This window comes from Winogradskyella arenosi, from assembly GCF_003337305.1.
Classification (GTDB): domain Bacteria; phylum Bacteroidota; class Bacteroidia; order Flavobacteriales; family Flavobacteriaceae; genus Winogradskyella; species Winogradskyella arenosi.
In genome coordinates, this window is record NZ_QPJO01000002.1 from 819,922 (window position 1) to 838,222 (window position 18,301).

The 18,301-nt window shown below is 34.8% G+C and carries 14 protein-coding genes; 9 read left to right on the plus strand and 5 right to left on the minus strand.

Features of this window, described 5'->3' with window-relative positions:
• Position 1 precedes the first annotated feature (1 nt).
• Entirely contained in the window at positions 2-2,140 is a 2,139-nt protein-coding gene (locus DFQ08_RS08290; protein WP_114309530.1) for a TonB-dependent receptor plug domain-containing protein, read from the minus strand.
• 101 nt (positions 2,141-2,241) lie between these two features.
• On the opposite strand from DFQ08_RS08290, the gene DFQ08_RS08295 reads away from it, so the two are divergent.
• The 9 genes from DFQ08_RS08295 (at position 2,242) to guaB (ending at position 15,323) form a co-directional block, all read left to right on the plus strand.
• Positions 2,242-3,144, plus strand: coding sequence for a DUF6607 family protein (locus DFQ08_RS08295; protein ID WP_114309531.1), 903 nt, complete (start codon positions 2,242-2,244; stop codon positions 3,142-3,144).
• 23 nt (positions 3,145-3,167) lie between these two features.
• Positions 3,168-4,655, plus strand: a complete 1,488-nt coding sequence (locus DFQ08_RS08300; protein ID WP_114309532.1) for an ankyrin repeat domain-containing protein — start codon at positions 3,168-3,170, stop codon at positions 4,653-4,655.
• 13 nt (positions 4,656-4,668) lie between these two features.
• Positions 4,669-5,157, plus strand: coding sequence for a DUF2271 domain-containing protein (locus DFQ08_RS08305; protein WP_114309533.1), 489 nt, complete (start codon positions 4,669-4,671; stop codon positions 5,155-5,157).
• Between the two features lie 8 nt (positions 5,158-5,165).
• Positions 5,166-7,361: a PepSY domain-containing protein gene (locus tag DFQ08_RS08310; protein WP_114309703.1), complete on the plus strand. Its 2,196-nt coding sequence runs from the start codon at positions 5,166-5,168 to the stop codon at positions 7,359-7,361.
• A 201-nt stretch (positions 7,362-7,562) separates the two neighbouring features.
• On the plus strand, positions 7,563-8,765 hold the full coding sequence (locus DFQ08_RS08315; protein ID WP_114309534.1) for a DUF4856 domain-containing protein: 1,203 nt from the start codon (positions 7,563-7,565) through the stop codon (positions 8,763-8,765).
• 87 nt (positions 8,766-8,852) lie between these two features.
• Positions 8,853-9,965, plus strand: a complete 1,113-nt coding sequence (locus tag DFQ08_RS08320) for an imelysin family protein (protein WP_114309535.1) — start codon at positions 8,853-8,855, stop codon at positions 9,963-9,965.
• Positions 9,966-10,022: 57 nt separating this feature from the next.
• Complete coding sequence (locus DFQ08_RS08325) at positions 10,023-11,387, plus strand: HTTM domain-containing protein (RefSeq protein ID WP_114309536.1); 1,365 nt, start codon at positions 10,023-10,025, stop codon at positions 11,385-11,387.
• A complete protein-coding gene (locus tag DFQ08_RS08330) occupies positions 11,368-13,794 on the plus strand; it encodes a TonB-dependent receptor domain-containing protein (RefSeq protein WP_114309537.1) in 2,427 nt (808 codons plus the stop codon). Before DFQ08_RS08325 ends, DFQ08_RS08330 begins: the two co-directional genes overlap by 20 nt.
• A gap of 56 nt (positions 13,795-13,850) precedes the next feature.
• A complete protein-coding gene (gene guaB, locus DFQ08_RS08335; protein WP_114309538.1) occupies positions 13,851-15,323 on the plus strand; it encodes an IMP dehydrogenase in 1,473 nt (490 codons plus the stop codon).
• Between the two features lie 115 nt (positions 15,324-15,438).
• On the opposite strand, the gene DFQ08_RS08340 is transcribed toward guaB, so the two are convergent.
• From DFQ08_RS08340 to DFQ08_RS08355, 4 genes are read right to left on the minus strand one after another with little or no spacing between them, the layout of a single operon-like run.
• On the minus strand, positions 15,439-16,167 hold the full coding sequence (locus DFQ08_RS08340; RefSeq protein WP_114309539.1) for a siderophore-interacting protein: 729 nt from the start codon (positions 16,165-16,167) through the stop codon (positions 15,439-15,441).
• A gap of 11 nt (positions 16,168-16,178) precedes the next feature.
• A complete protein-coding gene (locus DFQ08_RS08345; protein ID WP_114309540.1) occupies positions 16,179-17,039 on the minus strand; it encodes an SDR family oxidoreductase in 861 nt (286 codons plus the stop codon).
• A gap of 13 nt (positions 17,040-17,052) precedes the next feature.
• The gene (locus DFQ08_RS08350; RefSeq protein WP_114309541.1) at positions 17,053-17,280 is read right to left on the minus strand and encodes a hypothetical protein; all 228 of its coding nucleotides are present in this window, start codon (positions 17,278-17,280) and stop codon (positions 17,053-17,055) included.
• Positions 17,281-17,340: 60 nt separating this feature from the next.
• Positions 17,341-18,204: a helix-turn-helix domain-containing protein gene (locus tag DFQ08_RS08355; RefSeq protein ID WP_114309542.1), complete on the minus strand. Its 864-nt coding sequence runs from the start codon at positions 18,202-18,204 to the stop codon at positions 17,341-17,343.
• Between the last annotated feature and the right edge of the window lie 97 nt (positions 18,205-18,301).

Genomic DNA, 18,301 nt, shown 5'->3' on the forward strand with positions numbered 1-18,301 from the left:
TTTAAAAATTTAAATTATATAAGAGTTTAAGATAAAATGAACGTCCGTAGCCTAGTAAAAGGGAGTTATTACTAGTGCTATGTGTCCCTCCTGTGGTGCTGCTGCTAACATTAACATTGGTCACATCAAAAAGGTTACGAGCACCAAGGGTGGCCTCTATTTTACGGTCTAAAAACGATTTTTTTACGGACGCATCTACCCAACTGTAAGCCTCAGTTTTGGCTAATGAAAAGGTTGAATTTCCTACGGAATCTGTTCCTGTAGCGTAATATTGCTCTTGGTCGCCATTGTATTTTAAAAGGAGGGTAAAGGCCGTCTCTATGGGTTTAACAAAGTAGGACGCGCTAGTATTTAATTGAAGGTTGTAAAGAAACTTGTCATTACTATTAGCTTCACTATTATTTATTCTGGAAATCCCTTGAACAGTAGCACCTAAATTGAATGAAAGATCTTCCATTTTTAAGGTGTTTTCTAAGGTGAAACCAATCAGTTTATACGTGTCAATATTGATATATTGGTATTGTAAAGGGGTTGCATTTACAACTGCCAGATCTATTTTGTCTGAAACATCTAAATAGCTTATTTTTAAATTGTTGATGAGTGATAGGTTGTTAATCCAGCTTCGTTTTTTTAAATTTAAAAAGGCAGAGTAACCATTTTCGGGTTTTAGATCTTCATTACCTTGTACATCATGATTAGAGTCTACAAAATAATAATAGAGTTCTTCAAAATTAGGAACGCGGTATGATGTGCCGAGGTTTCCACGCAGCTCAAAACCGTTCGCCATTAAATAACGCGCGCTTAATGAGCCTAAAAATTTAGAATGGAAAAGCGTATTGTATTCATAACGAATACCAGGACGTAAAGACATTTTTTGAGATAACTTAAATTCAGAAGTCCCAAAGACCGCAACATTGGTCTGCGTATTGGTTTTGTCTTGTTGGGTGATGCTGCCCGAAGCTTGCGTATCAAACCCTTCCATATAACGCGCTTCATAACCCAATTGAAAGTTAGAAGCGTCACGTTTAAATATATTATTGAGGGTTCCCTTAGAAAATAAGACCTTACTCGATTGGTAAGTTTCATCGGATTCATTACTGCGTTCTCGACTTAAAATATAATAGTTAAATTCGTTTAAATCGCGCTGTTGTTGTTGGTAAGAGAGCGCTACATTATAATTTGCACCAGAGTTTAGCTGACCGTATATATTTAAGTTATTTACAAACCTATTAGTGGTGTATATTTTATCGGTAGCAGAGGGATTACTCGTTTGGTTTTCGGTCTCTATATTCGCTCTTACAGAAGCATCGTAAAAATTAATACGCTCATTAAAATATTCAAATTTATAAACCAGTCTAAAATTGTTGCCTTTATAGTTGAGTAGGGCATTGCTAGTTAATTGTTCTTTAGGTAACCATTCATAACCTCTAAGTCCATCGTTTTGATAATAATTTTCGCCTTGCTTTTGGTTTAAGAAACCTGCAAAATCGTTACGATTGACGCCTATTTTCGCCATCCATTTTTCATTTATATTATGCGCAACATTTATAGATTGTATATGTCGGCCTTGGTCAAACCAAGTATATTCATCGCTAACGGTTTCTTCTTGTATATAGGCTTGTATACGCCAATCATGGTCAATAGATGTTTTAGTGATAATATTAATGACGCCAGAAACGGCATTAGCGCCATATTCTACACCCATAGCACCTTCAACAATTTCGATACGTTCTATATTATCGAGATTAATTTGAGTTAAATCTATATTATTACCAACCCCATTATCACTAACCATAGGGATGTTGTCAATAAGAATATTGAAATATTCGGAGTCCAAACCAAAAAATGAAATGGTAGATCGTCCGGTTTGAGCGTTAGGGATAATATTAAGATTGAGGTTGAAATTTAATACATCAGCCAAATTGTTTGCGGCAACTTGCTCAATTTGTTTACGGTTGATAACAATGACGTTATGTACCGATTTTTTTATAGACGTCGGATTTATTTGTCCTGTTACAATAACTTCATCTAGGGACGAATTACGTATGCTATCTGTAGGAAAGCCCTTCTCTTGAGCAAAAGACCATGAAAAGAAAATAATTGAAAAATAAATAGATATTTTATTTTTATTTAGACTCATTCTTGATAAATTTGTCGCAAATATAGAATCTTATTTTAATTCATTCTAAATAAGAATAGTTTTTTTAATTTTTTTTAAAACCTAATAACTCAAAATAAATGATGAAGAGATTTATCCCAGTATTATCCTTAGTGGTCGCCCTAAACTTCGGTGCTCAGGCCCAACAAAAGAAAACCCAAGATCAAGAGGCCATAAAAGAAATGTGTGGTTGTTTTGAAGTGACTTTTAATTTTACGGAGACCTTCAACTATAGTCAAGATTCGCTTTATAGACCTTCAGAGACTAAAATTGCAAAAGGTTTAGAATATGCGGTAGCTATAGAAGATGAAGCTAATAAAATATCAATTCAGCATTTATTACAAGTAGGGCGACCAGACCAACCTATGATTGTAAAACATTGGAGACAAGATTGGTTATTTCAAAATCAAGATTTTTACATGTACAATGGTGATAATAATTGGACCTATGAGAAAAAATCTAAAGATGAGGTAAAAGGGCAGTGGACACAAAAAGTGTTTCAAGTAGATGATAGTCCACGTTATGAAGGTTCTGGAACTTGGGTATTTGTCGATGGAAAAAAATATTGGGAAAATACAACCACAGCACCATTACCAAGACGTGAATATACAAAACGTAGCGATTATAACATCACCTTAAGAGGGAATCGTCATGAAATTACTAATTTTGGCTGGGTGCATGACCAAGACAATGAAAAAGTAGTCCGAAAAGCTGGCGCAGAGGATATTATTATCGCTAAAGAGAAAGGGTTTAATACCTATAAACGTGTAGATGAGAGCCGATGCCAAGCGTCTAAAGACTGGTGGAAAGACCAACAGAACAAATGGAAATTGGTGCGTGCTAAGTGGAATAAAGTGTACCAAAAACAACAAGATTTAACCTTAGAAGAGAAAGTAGATCATAAAGTGCTTTTTAAGTATCTATTAGATGAAGAAATGACTTCAGAAAAAGAAATAAATAGTATCATTGACGCTTTTGTAAAATAAGACGAAAATAAACCCTTATAAATATGAAAATTTTAAAACCCCTAATTATAGTGCTTGTATTAGTATTGGCGCTTCCAACTCACGCTCAAAAGAAGAAAGAGAATATCCTTTTAAATCGTGATTTTTGGGGGACACAACCTAGTATCGCGTTAGTAAAAGCTAAAATTAAGGAAGGGAATAATCCTTCTGAAGCGAATAAAGGAAACTTCGATCCTGTAGTGTATGCCATTTTACAAGATGCGCCAACAGCAACAATTAATTATTTATTGACGCAAAAAGGAAATGACGTTAATAAACTGACTCATGATGGTAGAACCTACCTCTTTTGGGCGGCCTATAAAGGGAATTCAACAATGGTTGAGCAACTTTTAAGACTCGGCGCAAAAACCGATTTAACGGATGACAAAGGGAGTACTGTTATCCATTTTGCTGCTAGTGCAGGGCAGCAAAACATTGAAGTCTATGAGCTTATATTAAAAGAAAATTCAGAATTAGTACATAGAACCAACCCAGATGGTGCTAATGCATTGTTATTAGCGGCGCCGAGTGATCCTGACTTTAAACTAACTTCATACTTTCTCTCTAAAGGCTTGTCTATTAAAAGCACGGATAATGATGGAAATGGAATTTTTAACTATGCCGTTAAAAAAGGGCAGATAGATTTATTAAAAATGCTTGTGGATAAAGGTTTAACAGGAACTGATCAGGCCTTTATTATGGCGGCTAATGGCGCTAGAGGAACCACTAATGGTGTTGAGGTATATACGTTTTTAGAGTCAGTAGGCTTAAACCCTAAGGTTATTGATAAAGAAGGTGTTTCTCCATTACATATTGTTGCGGCGAGAGGTAAAGATTTAAAAGTTATAGAGTACTTAATGGGCAAAGGTTTAGAAGTGAGTACTCCAGACCATAAAGGGAATACAGCATTTATGAATGCCGCAGAGAACAATAATCTAGAGCTTGTAAAAACATTAGCACAGCATTTAAACGCCGTTAACATGACGAATAAAAAAGGACAGTCGGCTTTAACTTTAGCAGTAGCAGGCAATTCTCCAGAGGTTGTAGCGTACTTAATTGATAAAGGGTTTAAAACGGACATCGTAGATGTTGATGGGAATAACTTAGTGGCTTACGCCATTGGGTCTTATTCGGCTCGTAACAAAGCGGCTTTTTCTAAAAAATTAGAGATCTTAAAATCGAATAGTGCAGATGTAACGGCTGTACAAAAGAACGGAAACACTTGGTTCCATTTAGCCGTTGAACAGAATAGTCTTGATTTGTTAAAACTTGCCGTAGACATGAACCAAGATATTAATGCTAAAAATAGCGAAGGCAATACCGCTTTACATATTGCAGCACTAAAAGCTAAAGACACAACCATTCTGAAGTTTTTAGTAGATCAAGGGGCAAAGAAAAACCTTGTCACTGATTTTGAAGAAACAGCTTACGATTTAGCTAAAGAAAATGAATTGCTAAGCGACCGTAACATCTCTATTGAATTTTTAAAGTAATATAATTGCAACCATGAAAAACACAAAAGCATTAGTTTTAATTTTAACGCTTACCTTAGGCTTAGTCTCATTCCGTCCGTTTAAAGACGCTACGAAGTATAAGTGTATGATTCAAATGACCAACTACACCGGTGAAGGCGCTTATATTGTAATTTCGCTTTTAAATCCTGAAGGCGAATATTTAGAAACCTTAAACGTTATTGGAGATGATGATGAGTGGTATAACACAGTTGAGTCTTGGTGGGATTTTTACGGAAAAAAACGAAATAATATCGATGCCATTACCGGAGCAACCGTGAGTGGTGGGGAGCGTACCGTTAATGTTATTGAAATTGATAACGATAAATTAGACAAAGGGTACAAGCTGCGTTTTGAATCTGCTGTCGAAGATCAAGAGTATTACGAAAGTGATGTGGAGCTAGAACTTACCTCTGCAAACGTAAGAAGTAAAGTAGAAGGTAAAGGCTTTATCCGTTACATCCGTATGATGCCTCAAAAATAAGATTGCAAATGACCCTTTCTATATGGAGATTTAGCCATCTTATCTTGGCTATTGTGTCTTCTCTTTTTATTCTTTTAGCCTCTATAACAGGAACAATTTTGGCCTTCGAGCCTTTGTCTAACCAGTTACAGTCATATCAGATTAATGAGAATACCACTTTAGCAACCACAATAGAAAGTCTTAATAAACGCTACGATGAAATTATGACCATCTCCACGGATGAGAATAATTTTGTTGTAGCTTCTGTTATAACTTCGGAAGGGGATAATGACACCTTTTATATCAATCCCGAAACGGGTGAGAAATTAGGCGCACTCATAGAAAAAGCGCCGCTCTTTAAGTTTACCACAAACTTACACCGCTCCTTATTTTTAAAATCAACCGGACGCTTTATTGTAGGATTGGTTTCTTTTTTCCTCTTTTTAATGGCCATAACTGGCGTACTCTTAATAGCCAAACGGCAAGGCGGTATGCTTCGTTTTTTCTCAAAGGTCGTCAATGAAAATTTTCAGCAGTATTACCATGTTCAATTAGGACGATGGTTTTTAATTCCTGTGATTATAGTAGCGCTCACTGGTGTCTATTTATCCTTAGAAAAGTTTTCTCTTTTACCAGAATCAAAAATTACACATACGTATCCTGAAGATATACCTGAGGATATAGATAAAATAGCATTTTCAGATTTCGAAGTTTTTAAGTCTATACCTATTTCGGAAGTCAAAAATTTAGAATTTCCTTTTTCAGAAGATGTTGAAGACTATTTCTATCTCACTTTAAAGGATAAAGAACTTTTAGTGAACCAAGTGTCTGGAGAAGTGGTGAGTAAACAAACATATCCTATTGTTCACCGTTTATCGCAATGGAGTTTATGGTTGCATACAGGGCAAGGAACTATTGTTTGGGCACTCGTTTTAGCGTTAGTGGGGATAGCCTTAATTTTCTTTATTTATTCAGGATTTGCAATGACTCTAAAACGTCAAAAATCAAGTGTTAAAATCAAGAATTCATTTAAGAAAGATGAGGCAGAACATATTCTTCTGGTAGGTTCTGAAACTGGAAGTACTTATAAATATGCCGTTAGTTTCTACGAGGCATTATTAGCCGAAGGGAAAAGCGCTTATATTTCAGCTTTAAATACGTACACCACCTACAAAAAAGCTAAAGAACTAACGGTATTTACAGCAACCTATGGAGAAGGGGAAGCACCGATAAATGCGAATAAGTTTGAAAAACGTTTAGGCACTACAAGTCAAATTAATACTATGGTCTTTTCAGTGGTTGGTTTTGGGTCCCTATTATATCCTGATTATTGTAAGTATGCTGAAGAGCTTGATCAACTCTTGCAAGTCCACCCAAATTTTAATCAAAAAATGGGCTTGGTTAAAATTCATAATCAAAGCTATGAAGCCTTTCATAATTGGGTCTTAGCGTGGAATAATAGGTCTGGAGAACAGCTTCAGATTGTCCAACCTATAGAAAGAATAGACCCTAAAAAAACGCGACGTTTTATAGTGGTAAAACGGACAGCGCTAAATAAAGATGCGACCTTCTTATTGCAGTTGCGACCTTTAAAACGGATTTCTTTTCAATCGGGAGATTTGCTAGCTTTTAAACCTAATAAAGACGAAGCGGCTAGAGAATATTCAATTGCTGAAATTGCTAATGGCGATATTTTACTGAGTATTAAAAAGCACGAACAAGGGTTGTGCTCTACCTATTTTAGCGGTTTAAGTAAAGAGGATACGTTTACGGCCACAATAAAAAGTAATACAGACTTTCACTTGCCAAAATCTAAAGCCGCTATTTTAATTGCCAATGGTACAGGTATTGCACCTTTTTTAGGAATGATTAATAGCAACAAAAAACAAAAAAACATATATTTATTTTGGGGCGGACGCACTAAAAGCTCCTTAAACTTGTACGCTGAAGTGTTGCAAAATGCCCTCGCAGCGCGTAAATTAACGGAGCTGTTTACGGCATTTTCCCAAGAGCAATCTCAAAAAATCTATGTGCAAGATGTTTTGCTTCAACAATCAGATTTAGTGGCAGCTCACCTAAAAAATAAGGGAACAGTAATGATTTGTGGTTCTGTTGCCATGCAAACGCGGGTCTTAGCGGTCTTAGATGAAATTACCACGTCGCAATTAAACGAGCCCTTAAGTAGCTTTGAAGCGCGATCACAAATTAAAATGGACTGTTATTAATTTCTTATTACTATTAAAATCTAAACGCACTAACTAAGGGGGAAGTGTGGAATAATGGTGTTCTTCAAAGAGTAATTTAATATTCTTTACGATTTTTATTTAAAATTAATCTAAATAAAGTGCGTCGAATTAATTTTTGCCTTATTTTCGCGTGAAATTATTTATACCAAGTCTTAATAAGAATAATAAAGTAGTTAAAAAATGAAAAAAATTGCCTTAAGTTTATTTACAATAGCAGCAGTATTGACCTCATGTTCTAGTGATGATGATAATGGGGCGTCAGTACCACAAGTTAGTACACCTGTAACTTATGAGTTTTCAAGAGACGGAAATTCTACGGTAAGTTTTAGCGGTCAAACCACAAGGATTGCAATGGGTGAGGAATTTGTAACAGCACTTAAAGATAATGCCTATTCAGAAGCTCAATTAGATGCTATGTTTGCGCACGTTGAAGGGGCTAATGATTTTTTAGATGCAGATTTAAATGCTTCAGATAAAAGTCTTAGAAGTAAAGTGGCTGCTTCTCAAGATTATTTTTCGGCAAACACTACCGATGCGAATGCTATAAAAACACAATTTGATACTTGGATTTCTGATCAAGCAACAAATGTATTTTCAAATTGGGATAATACAGCAAGTGCAGGAAATGCAGGACAATTACAACAAGCTGGTGGCGGAACGGTAAGATATATTAACGCTAAAGGTTTTGAACTTAATCAATTTGTTGCAAAAGGTTTAATAGGAAGTTTAATGACAGACCAAATTCTTAATAATTATTTAAGTCCTGCGGTTTTAGATGAAGCTTCTAATATTTCTAATAATGATAATGATATCGTTGAAGAAGGAAAATCTTATACAACGATGGAGCATAAATGGGATGAAGCATTTGGCTATTTATATGGTGCGGAAGCTGATGCGACTATGCCAACTTTAGATGCAGATTCATTTTTAAGCGAATATATGGATAGAGTAGAGGCTGATCAAGATTTCGCTGGGATTGCTCAAACGGTATACGATGCCTTTAAATTGGGTAGAGCTGCAATTGTGGCTAAAAATTATACTGTAAGAGATGCACAAGCTGAAATCATAAGAGAAAATATTTCTAAAATTTTAGCCGTTAGAGGTGTTTATTATTTACAAAGAGGAAAAGAAGTCTTAGCAGAAGGCGATATGGCAAGCGCATTCCACCAATTATCTGAAGGTTTTGGATTTGTATACAGTCTTCAATTTACACGTCAACCTGGTACAAATAGTCCTTATTTTAGTAAGTCAGAGGTTGATGCATTTATGGCTCAGATCTCTGCAGGTAACGGATTTTGGGACATAACTCCAGAGACTTTAGATGCTATTTCTACGGCAATTGCAGATCGTTTCGACTTTACCGTTGCGCAAACTATTAACTAAGAAATACGCCAAAAACTTCAAAGTATAAACCTCCTTTTATTAGGACATTTATACTTCGTTGTTTTTACAATTGAAAAAATAATAACTATGTTAAAGAAAGCTTTTTTAATCTTCACAATCACTGTACTAGCCATGGCGTGTAGTACTTCAGATGAGAGTTCAGGAGGTGTAACCGATAATTTTGACAGAACTGCGATGTTAACCAATTGGGCGGATAATATTATTGTTCCAGTTTATGAAGATTTAAATATCGCAGTGACCAATATGGTAACTGAAAAAGATAATTTTGTAAATGCACCTACTCAAGCCAATCTAGATTCATTTAGGACGGCTTGGTATAATGCCTATAAAATATGGCAATCTGCTGAAATGTTCAACATAGGTAGAGCCGAAGAGATTAATTTTGGGTACCAAATGAATATCTATCCTACAAATATTACAGATATTCAAAATAATATTCAATCTCAGAATTATGATTTAGCTAATGTTAATAATAATGACGCGGTTGGTTTTCCTGCTTTAGACTATATGTTATATGGCTTGGCGGATAACGATATGGATATATTAAGCTTTTATACATCAAATGCAGATGCGGCTAAATATTTGGCTTATGTTTCAGATTTAGTAAATCAAATGGAATCGCTAACGCAAGATGTGACGCAAAGTTGGGCAACCTACGGTCAGACGTTTATTGATAATGCTAATAATACGGCTACAGGATCTATTAATAAACTGATTAACGATTTTATGTTTTATTACGAAAAAGGATTAAGAGCCAATAAAATTGGGATTCCTGCCGGTAATTTCTCTACAACGCCGTTGCCAGATAAAGTAGAAGCTTATTATAGAAATGATATTTCAAAAATGCTAGCAACAGAAGCATTAACTGCTATGAAAGATTTTTTTAATGGAAAACATTACAACAGCACTACCACAGGAGAAAGTTTATCCTCTTATTTAGACTATTTAAATACCATAAAAAATGGGGAAGACTTAAGTGTACTTATAAATAATCAGTTTGACACCGCACAATCTAAAATTAATACCTTAGATGATAGTTTTGCGGATCAGATTGCCATGGATAATACTAAAATGACCGAAGCTTATGATGCTTTGCAAATGGCAGTGGTTTTACTTAAGGTTGATATGTTACAAGCCTTAAATGTTAGTGTCGACTATGTTGATGCTGATGGGGACTAAAATTAAAATTAAATTCAAAAAGGATTCTTATTCAATAAGAATCCTTTTTTTTGTATTATGCTAATTAAACTTACATCATATTTCAATAAACAAACCCATCCTGCGCCGTTGGCGGTGTTCAGAATAGGTTTTGGTCTTATGATGTTAGCAAGCATTATTAGGTTTTGGTCTTATGGTTGGATTGAAAAACTGTACTTAGAACCTCAATTTCACTTTTCGTATTATGGTTTCGAATGGGTAAAACCTATCGGCAATTATACATATCTTCTATTTGTAATATGCGGTTTATCTGCACTCTTTGTGGCCTTAGGATTAAAATATCGCATCGCCATTATCACGTTCTTTATAAGTTTTACCTATATCGAATTTATGGATAAAACCACATACCTCAATCACTACTATTTTATAAGTATATTGAGTTTTTTAATGTGTTTTTTACCCGCCAATGCGTACTTCTCTTTAGACGCTATTATTAGAAAAAAACAATACCATCAAATTCCGAAATGGACTATTAATAGCATAAAACTGTTATTAGGGATCGTTTATGTCTATGCCGGTTTGGCCAAAATAAATAGTGATTGGTTATGTAAAGCCATGCCATTAAAAATATGGTTACCTTCTAAATATGATTTGCCTTTTCTTGGCGAAAATGTGATGCAACAAGAATGGTTTCACATGGCCATGAGTTGGTCTGGAATGTTATATGATCTAACCATTCCCTTTTTTATGCTTTATAAGCGCACACGGGGTTTTGCTTTTGCGTTAATTGTGTTTTTCCATGTCTTTACAAGAGTGTTGTTTCCTATAGGCATGTTTCCTTATGTCATGATTGTAGCAACTCTAATTTTTTTCGATGCCGCTGTACATGAGCGTATTTTAAATGGATTCCGAAAATTATGCAACGTTTTAAAGCTAAAAGCTTCTACAATTGAAATTTCGAATTATAAATTTCAAAATCAAAAGATAATTTTGCCAATTTTAGGTTTATTTTTTACGATTCAATTACTTTTGCCGTTTCGTTATTTGTTGTATCCTAACGAATTATTTTGGACCGAAGAAGGCTATCGGTTTTCTTGGCGCGTCATGTTAATGGAAAAAGCAGGTTATACAGAATTTAAAGTGGTTGATGCTGTATCTGGACATTCATTTTCTGTAAATAATTCAGATTTTTTAACACCGTTTCAAGAGAAACAAATGAGCACACAGCCCGATTTTATTCTAGAGTATGCCAAATATTTAGAACAACATTTTGCAGCACAAGGGCATAAAAATATTGAAATTTACGTCGATAGTTTTGTGGCTCTAAACGGTCGCTCTAGTGAACGCTACATTGACCCCAAAGTGGATTTGCTAAAACAAACGGAATCATTTAAACCCAAAAATTGGATTTTACCATTTAAAGATGACATTAAAGGACTTTAGTATATTTATAATAATTGTTTTGTCTGCATTTGCACTCAATGCACAACAAAAGGTATCTGGTATTATTACCAATCGGGAAACACAAGAACCGGTAAAAAATGTAGAGGTTTATGATAAAGTTTCTGGGGTGTTGGCAAAGTCCGATGCCAATGGTTATTATGAATTCACGACCCAAAAGCAAACCTTGAATTTGGTGTATTTTTCTTATGAATTTAAAATACTAGAAATTACAATCACCGTTGAAAATGATGTTGTTTTAAACCAACAGTTAGAGACCTTTGGCGAAGCTTTAACGGTCGTTGAAATTACAGCGCGAAGATCTAAAGTTTTTAATTTAAGCAGATTAAAAGATGTTGAAGAAACTGCGATTTATGCTGGGAAGAAAACTGAGGTGGTTTTAGTGGAAGAATCTATGGCCAATTTAGCTACAAATAATGCGAGACAACTTTATAGCCAAGTGGCAGGTTTAAATATTTATCAGAATGATGATGCCGGACTACAACTCAATATCGGTGGTAGAGGTTTAGACCCCAATAGAACTGCAAATTTTAATACGAGGCAAAATGGTTACGATATTAGTGCAGACGTACTAGGATATCCTGAAAGTTATTATTCCCCAGCTTCAGAAGGATTAAAACAAATACAAGTTATCCGTGGAGCGGCATCTTTACAATATGGAACGCAGTTTGGAGGACTCATTAATTTTGTAATGAAAGAACCCAATCCCAAAAAACCATTAGAGGTTATTACAAGGAATACCTTAGGAAGTTTTGGCTTGTACACTAATTTTACCAGCCTTAGTGGGACCAGTAATAAATGGAGTTATTATACCTTTTTTAATTATAAAAAAGGCGATGGTTTTAGGCCAAATTCAGAGTTCGAATCTAAAAACATATACGCTCATATTGGTTATCAATTTAATAAAAATACGTCGGTTACAGCAGAACTTACATATTTAGATTATTTAGCACAACAAGCCGGTGGTTTAACCGATACAATGTTTAATGAAGACCCTTACCAAAGTAATAGAGCTCGAAATTGGTTTGAAGTAGATTGGTTACTCTACAATTTTAAATTAGCCCATCAGTTTTCAGAAGCTACTAATTTTACGTTTAATTTTTTCGGGTTGAATGCGTCTAGAAATGCATTAGGCTTTAGAACCAATCGTGTGGATCAGGTAGATCCGAATACAGAGCGTGATTTAATAAAAGGGGATTTCAATAATTATGGTTTTGAAGGGCGATTATTAAGCAAGTATCAAATATTTAATAAAGAGGCTACCTTCTTAATCGGTTCTAAATTTTACAAGGCTAATAACAGTCAACAACAAGGGCCAGGTTCCGATGGAATAGGTCCCGATTTTAATATTAGAGCCGATGAATTTCCTAACTATTCAGATCAATCCGATTTTGATTTTCCAAATCTAAATGTTGCAGTCTTTGGTGAAAATATCTTCTATCTGAATGATAAATTTTCTGTGACGCCTGGGTTTAGGTTCGAATATATAAAAACACAAAGTGAAGGGGCTTATAAACGTATCAATACAGATGCGGCAGGCAATGTTATTTTTGAAGAGACTGTAGAAGATAATCGTGATTTTGAACGCAATTTTGTGTTATTAGGCTTGGGTTTAAGTTATAAACCCACTACAAGTTTAGAAGCTTACGCTAATATTTCACAAAACTATCGTTCTGTTACCTTTTCAGATATAAATATTGTAAATCCTGCTTTTGCCATTAATCCTGACATTACGGATGAAGATGGGTTTACGGTAGATTTTGGTTTAAGAGGAAATTATAATAATATCGTATCCTATGATGTTGGGGCCTTCGCCTTATTTTACAATAATCGAATAGGTTTTGTTCAAAAAGAACAGGAAGACGGAAGCGTTGTTAGTGAACGTGGTAATATTGGAGATGCCGTAATGTATGGTGTAGAATCTTTATTTGATTTTAACTTGAAGAAAATCTTAAAACTGAATACCGATTTCAGTTTCAATTATTACATCAATACTTCCTTTATTTCTTCAGAATATACCAAGTCTGAACAACCCGGAATTGAAGGTAATAAGGTAGAATTTGTACCAGATTTAAATTTAAAAACAGGCTTAAAATTTGGTTATAAAAACCTTATGGCTAATATGCAATACACGTATTTAGGAAGGCAATTTACAGACGCTACCAATTCTGTTGCATCCAATATAAGTGGTGTTATTGGTGAAATTCCAGAATACGATATTTTAGACCTTTCAATTTCCTATCGCTATAAAATGTTCAAATTAGAAACAGGGATTAATAATGTATTGGATAAGGCTTACTTTACAAGACGCGCTACAGGTTATCCAGGTCCTGGTATCATACCATCTGCGCCGCGCAATTGGTTTACAACATTAGAAGTTACGTTTTAGTAACACTAGTTTGGAAATATTAGCTTATCTTTGCACGCAATTAAATCTTAATTGCAATGACAGCACACGAAAATAAAATTGTTGGAGAAGGTCTTACTTATGATGACGTACTCTTAGTTCCAGCATTTTCTGAAATTCTTCCTCGCGAAGTTAGTATTACAACTAAATTTACTAGAAATATAACCATTAACATTCCTGTGATTTCTGCAGCTATGGATACGGTTACCGAAAGTAAAATGGCTATTGCCATGGCACAGGAGGGTGGAATTGGTGTGTTACATAAAAATATGACCATTGCTCAGCAAGCCGATAAGGTGCGTCGTGTAAAACGCGCCGAAAGCGGAATGATTATAGATCCTGTTACTTTACCAATGACGGCTACGGTTTTAGATGCTAAGGCAAATATGGCAGAGCACGGTATTGGAGGTATTCCTATTGTAGATGAAGAAGGGAAATTAAAAGGGATTGTAACCAATAGAGATTTACGTTTTGAACATGAAGGGAGCAAGGCCATTGTAGAGGTTATGACCAAAGAAAATTTGGTTACCGCTGCCGTTGGAACGTCACTAAAAGATGCAGAACACATTCTTCAACAGAATAAAATTGAAAAACTTCTAATTGTAGACGATAACTTTAAACTTAAAGGCCTCATTACCTTTAGAGATATTACTAAAGTAACGCAAAAACCAAATGCTAATAAAGATTCTTTTGGTCGCTTACGTGTAGCTGCGGCTATCGGTGTTACGGGTGATGCTGTAGATAGAGCTTCGGCTTTGGTAAAAGCTGGTGTAGATGCGGTTATTATTGATACTGCTCATGGGCATACCAAAGGTGTGGTTATGGTTCTAAAAGAAATTAAAAAGAAATTCCCTAAACTTGAAGTCATTGTAGGTAACATTGCAACAGGTGCTGCGGCTAAATATTTAGTAGAAGCTGGCGCAGATGCGGTAAAAGTAGGAATTGGTCCAGGTTCTATCTGTACAACACGTGTCGTGGCTGGTGTAGGTTTTCCTCAGTTTTCTGCCGTATTAGAAGTTGCTGCAGCGATAAAAGGAACCGGAGTTCCGGTGATTGCTGATGGTGGTATTCGTTATACAGGTGATATTCCTAAAGCGATTGCTGCGGGTGCTGATACCGTAATGTTAGGATCGCTTTTAGCAGGTACCAAAGAGAGTCCTGGTGAAACCATTATCTATGAAGGACGTAAGTTTAAATCTTACCGTGGAATGGGCTCTGTAGAGGCTATGAAACAAGGAAGTAAAGACCGTTACTTCCAAGATGTAGAAGATGATATTAAAAAATTAGTTCCTGAAGGAATTGTTGGTCGTGTACCTTATAAAGGTGAATTGGTAGAAAGTATTCACCAATTTATCGGTGGACTTAGAGCAGGTATGGGATATTGCGGTGCCAAAGATATTGAGACGTTGAAAGAAAACGGACAATTTGTAAAAATTACAAGTTCTGGTATTAATGAAAGTCATCCGCATGATGTAACTATTACCAAGGAAGCGCCAAACTATTCAAGATAACTAAATTCCTGTGAAAGCAGAAATCTATATAAAAACAAAAACAGCATCTTTTTAGGATGCTGTTTTTGTTTTGCTACATTATTCTAAGGGTTGTTTTAACTTCTTTTATTTGGAATTATTCTAGACCCTTTTTTTCAGGGTTCCAAAAAGGTTTTGTTTTTATTCGTTTGGTGTCCCAATGTAATTCTTTTCTAAAAAAATGATTTAAAGCAATACAGGTTCTGCTATCACCAGCAATATAAACTAGCGTTTTATCTTTAAGAGTAGGGATGATGTCTTTTATTTTAGTGATGATTTCACGGTATGGATTTTCAGGTAATTCATAAAAATTAAAAGGAAAATGCCCATCTATATCCGGAAATAATTCACTTTTATTAGAATTGTAGATGACACTAACGATTTGTTTATCCTTGCCAATATTTCGGTTAAACATGTATAAATGAGACAAAGCAGAAAGATCTCCTATCATGATATAGCTATCCGCTGAATCATCTGCTATGAAATTACCTTTCTTCCATTTGTAATAAACGGTATCGCCTTCTTTACAATGTTTTGCCCATTGCGAGCCTACACCATTGCTATGTGTAGCAATTGCTAAATCTAATGTGCCTTTTTCTTTATCAATATCCCAAACGCTGTAACTTCTTATTTTGTCTTTCATTGACAGTTCTTCTTTGCCAATACCTACAGCCATTCTTAAAAAAGCACCAGGTGTAAACGATACATTACGAATGCTGTCTCCTTGCAGACGAATTCTAAAAGCACTCTTAGAAAGTGTAACCTTTTCTATAATAGTAGCTTCTTCTAAGATTATATTTTTTAATATGTTTTCTAAAATACGCAATAGTCTTAAATTTAGTTTTGAACGTGACTTTGATAGTAATGTTCTATTAATTCTAAAGCCGGTTTATGTGCTCTACCAGTAGCTCTTTCGTAATCAGAAGGCACATCATTAGCACCATTCTTAATGCCTTCGTAAATTCCGGCGATGATAGTACCTAGAAACTCACCAAGCTCAGCTATTCTATCTGCTTTATAAGCTGCTACAGAAAGAGCATTATAAACTAGTTTTGTACCGTAAACCTGATTAATAAAATCGGCTAGTTGCTTTTGGGAAATCGCTTCACCGACTAAATTATAGGTATTACCATTATGCTTTTCTTCTAATAACATTTTAGCATAGGCAAATCCTAATTCTTCTCGACTCGTATACGTACATTTACCATGGTCTGCAGAATTTCTTATCTCACCTTCTTTTATGTAGGTATCTATATATTCTAAATCGGGTTCAATATAAATGCCGTTTCTACCAATAACCCATTGTAAACCGGAATTACGGATGTCTTCTTCTGTTTGACGATTACTTTGTACCACAGGACTAAAAGCATTGTTTTCTTCAGTACCTACAATACTCGTATAGACTATTTTCTGCACACCGTTTTGTTTAGCTGCATTAATAACATTGCGGTGTTGTTGTATTCGTTTCTGTGGCTCATCCATACCTGAAACTAACAATACGGTGTCTATACCTTTTAAAGCAGCATTGAAATCTTCAGGACTATTGTAATCTCCTTTTCTAACTTCTACTCCTAAGTGTTCTGCTTTTTCTGTGGTTCGTGCTATGGCTATAACATTTTCTTTTTTAGTAGCTTTTAAGAGTGCTTTTACAATAGCTGCCCCTAAATGTCCGCTTGCCGATGTTACTGCAATTTTCATAATAGGTGTTTATTTATGAATGTTTAGATTTTAATTCGTTTAACTCTTTTTCAAGTTGATCGGCTTTCATTTTAAATTTATCCATAGCCCTTTTTAGTTGCTGGATTTTTTTAAAAGCCTCTTCATCCTGAACCGCTTGATATGTAGTTTCTCCTTCTTTTACCTTTATCTTAGAATAGCTCCCACAAGAAGGGCATTTTGCAACTTCGCTCATAATATGTTTTATAGCAAAGGTCTTCATATAACTACGATTGTAAAAGGTAAATCTATTATTAAAAATGGTAAATATGAAACCTAGAGACTAAAGTGAGGATTTGAATTCCTTAGGCGAAAGGCCTGTATGTTTTTTGAAAAACTTAGAGAAATTGGTGACTTCATCAAATCCATTTTGGTAAGCCACTTCTTTAAGACTTATAGTGTTACTAAAAATGTCGCGCTTAATTTCTAGAATCACATAGTTATCAATAAAATGTTTAGCAGTATTTAAGGTGCTTGCTCTAACTATGGTGTTGAGATGTTTTGTTGATATATTGAGCAGTTGTGCGTAATCTTTGACGTTCCGTGTATTTATATAATGTTCTTCTACCAAATTTTTGAAATTGATAAAAAGACTTTGATGTTTTTTATTGAATGGGGCATCTGAAACTTTATGAGCTTCGCGCTCTAATTTTAATAAAAATAGCTCTAAAATTTTAGCAATTATTTCCTTTTGAGCATAAGTGTATTTGCTTTGAATTTCTTCAGTTATCCGTTCTAAAAAAAAGTCGGTTAAAGTGCTGTTTTCAACTAATGGATCTGAAATATGATAGTTGTATAAATGCGAAATAAATTCAATAGAAGATTTTGAGAAATATTTTAAAATAAAATCCTCTGTAAATACGACGAGATACCCATCGTATTGAAAATGATCTTGAAAAGCATGTACCTGCCCTTTCGCAATTTTAAGTACAGAGCCTTTTTGGATGTTGTAAGTCTTTAAATCAATTTGATGCTCACCTTTACCTTTTGTGACAATCAATAAGGTGAAAAAGGAAATTCGGTGAGGCTGATATGGGTTGTGATTAGGATCTTTTTTTATTCGTGAAAATAATTCATCTAATGAAATACATTCAATATCTGTAGCTCCTTCGCTACTTTTAAAATCTATATTAGGGAAATGATTCAAAAATGAATTGATTTATAAATTTTGAATAAAAATAACACTTAAAATGGTTTATGCTGAGTTATGCAGAACAGTAAATCGTTAATAGTATTAAGAAAAA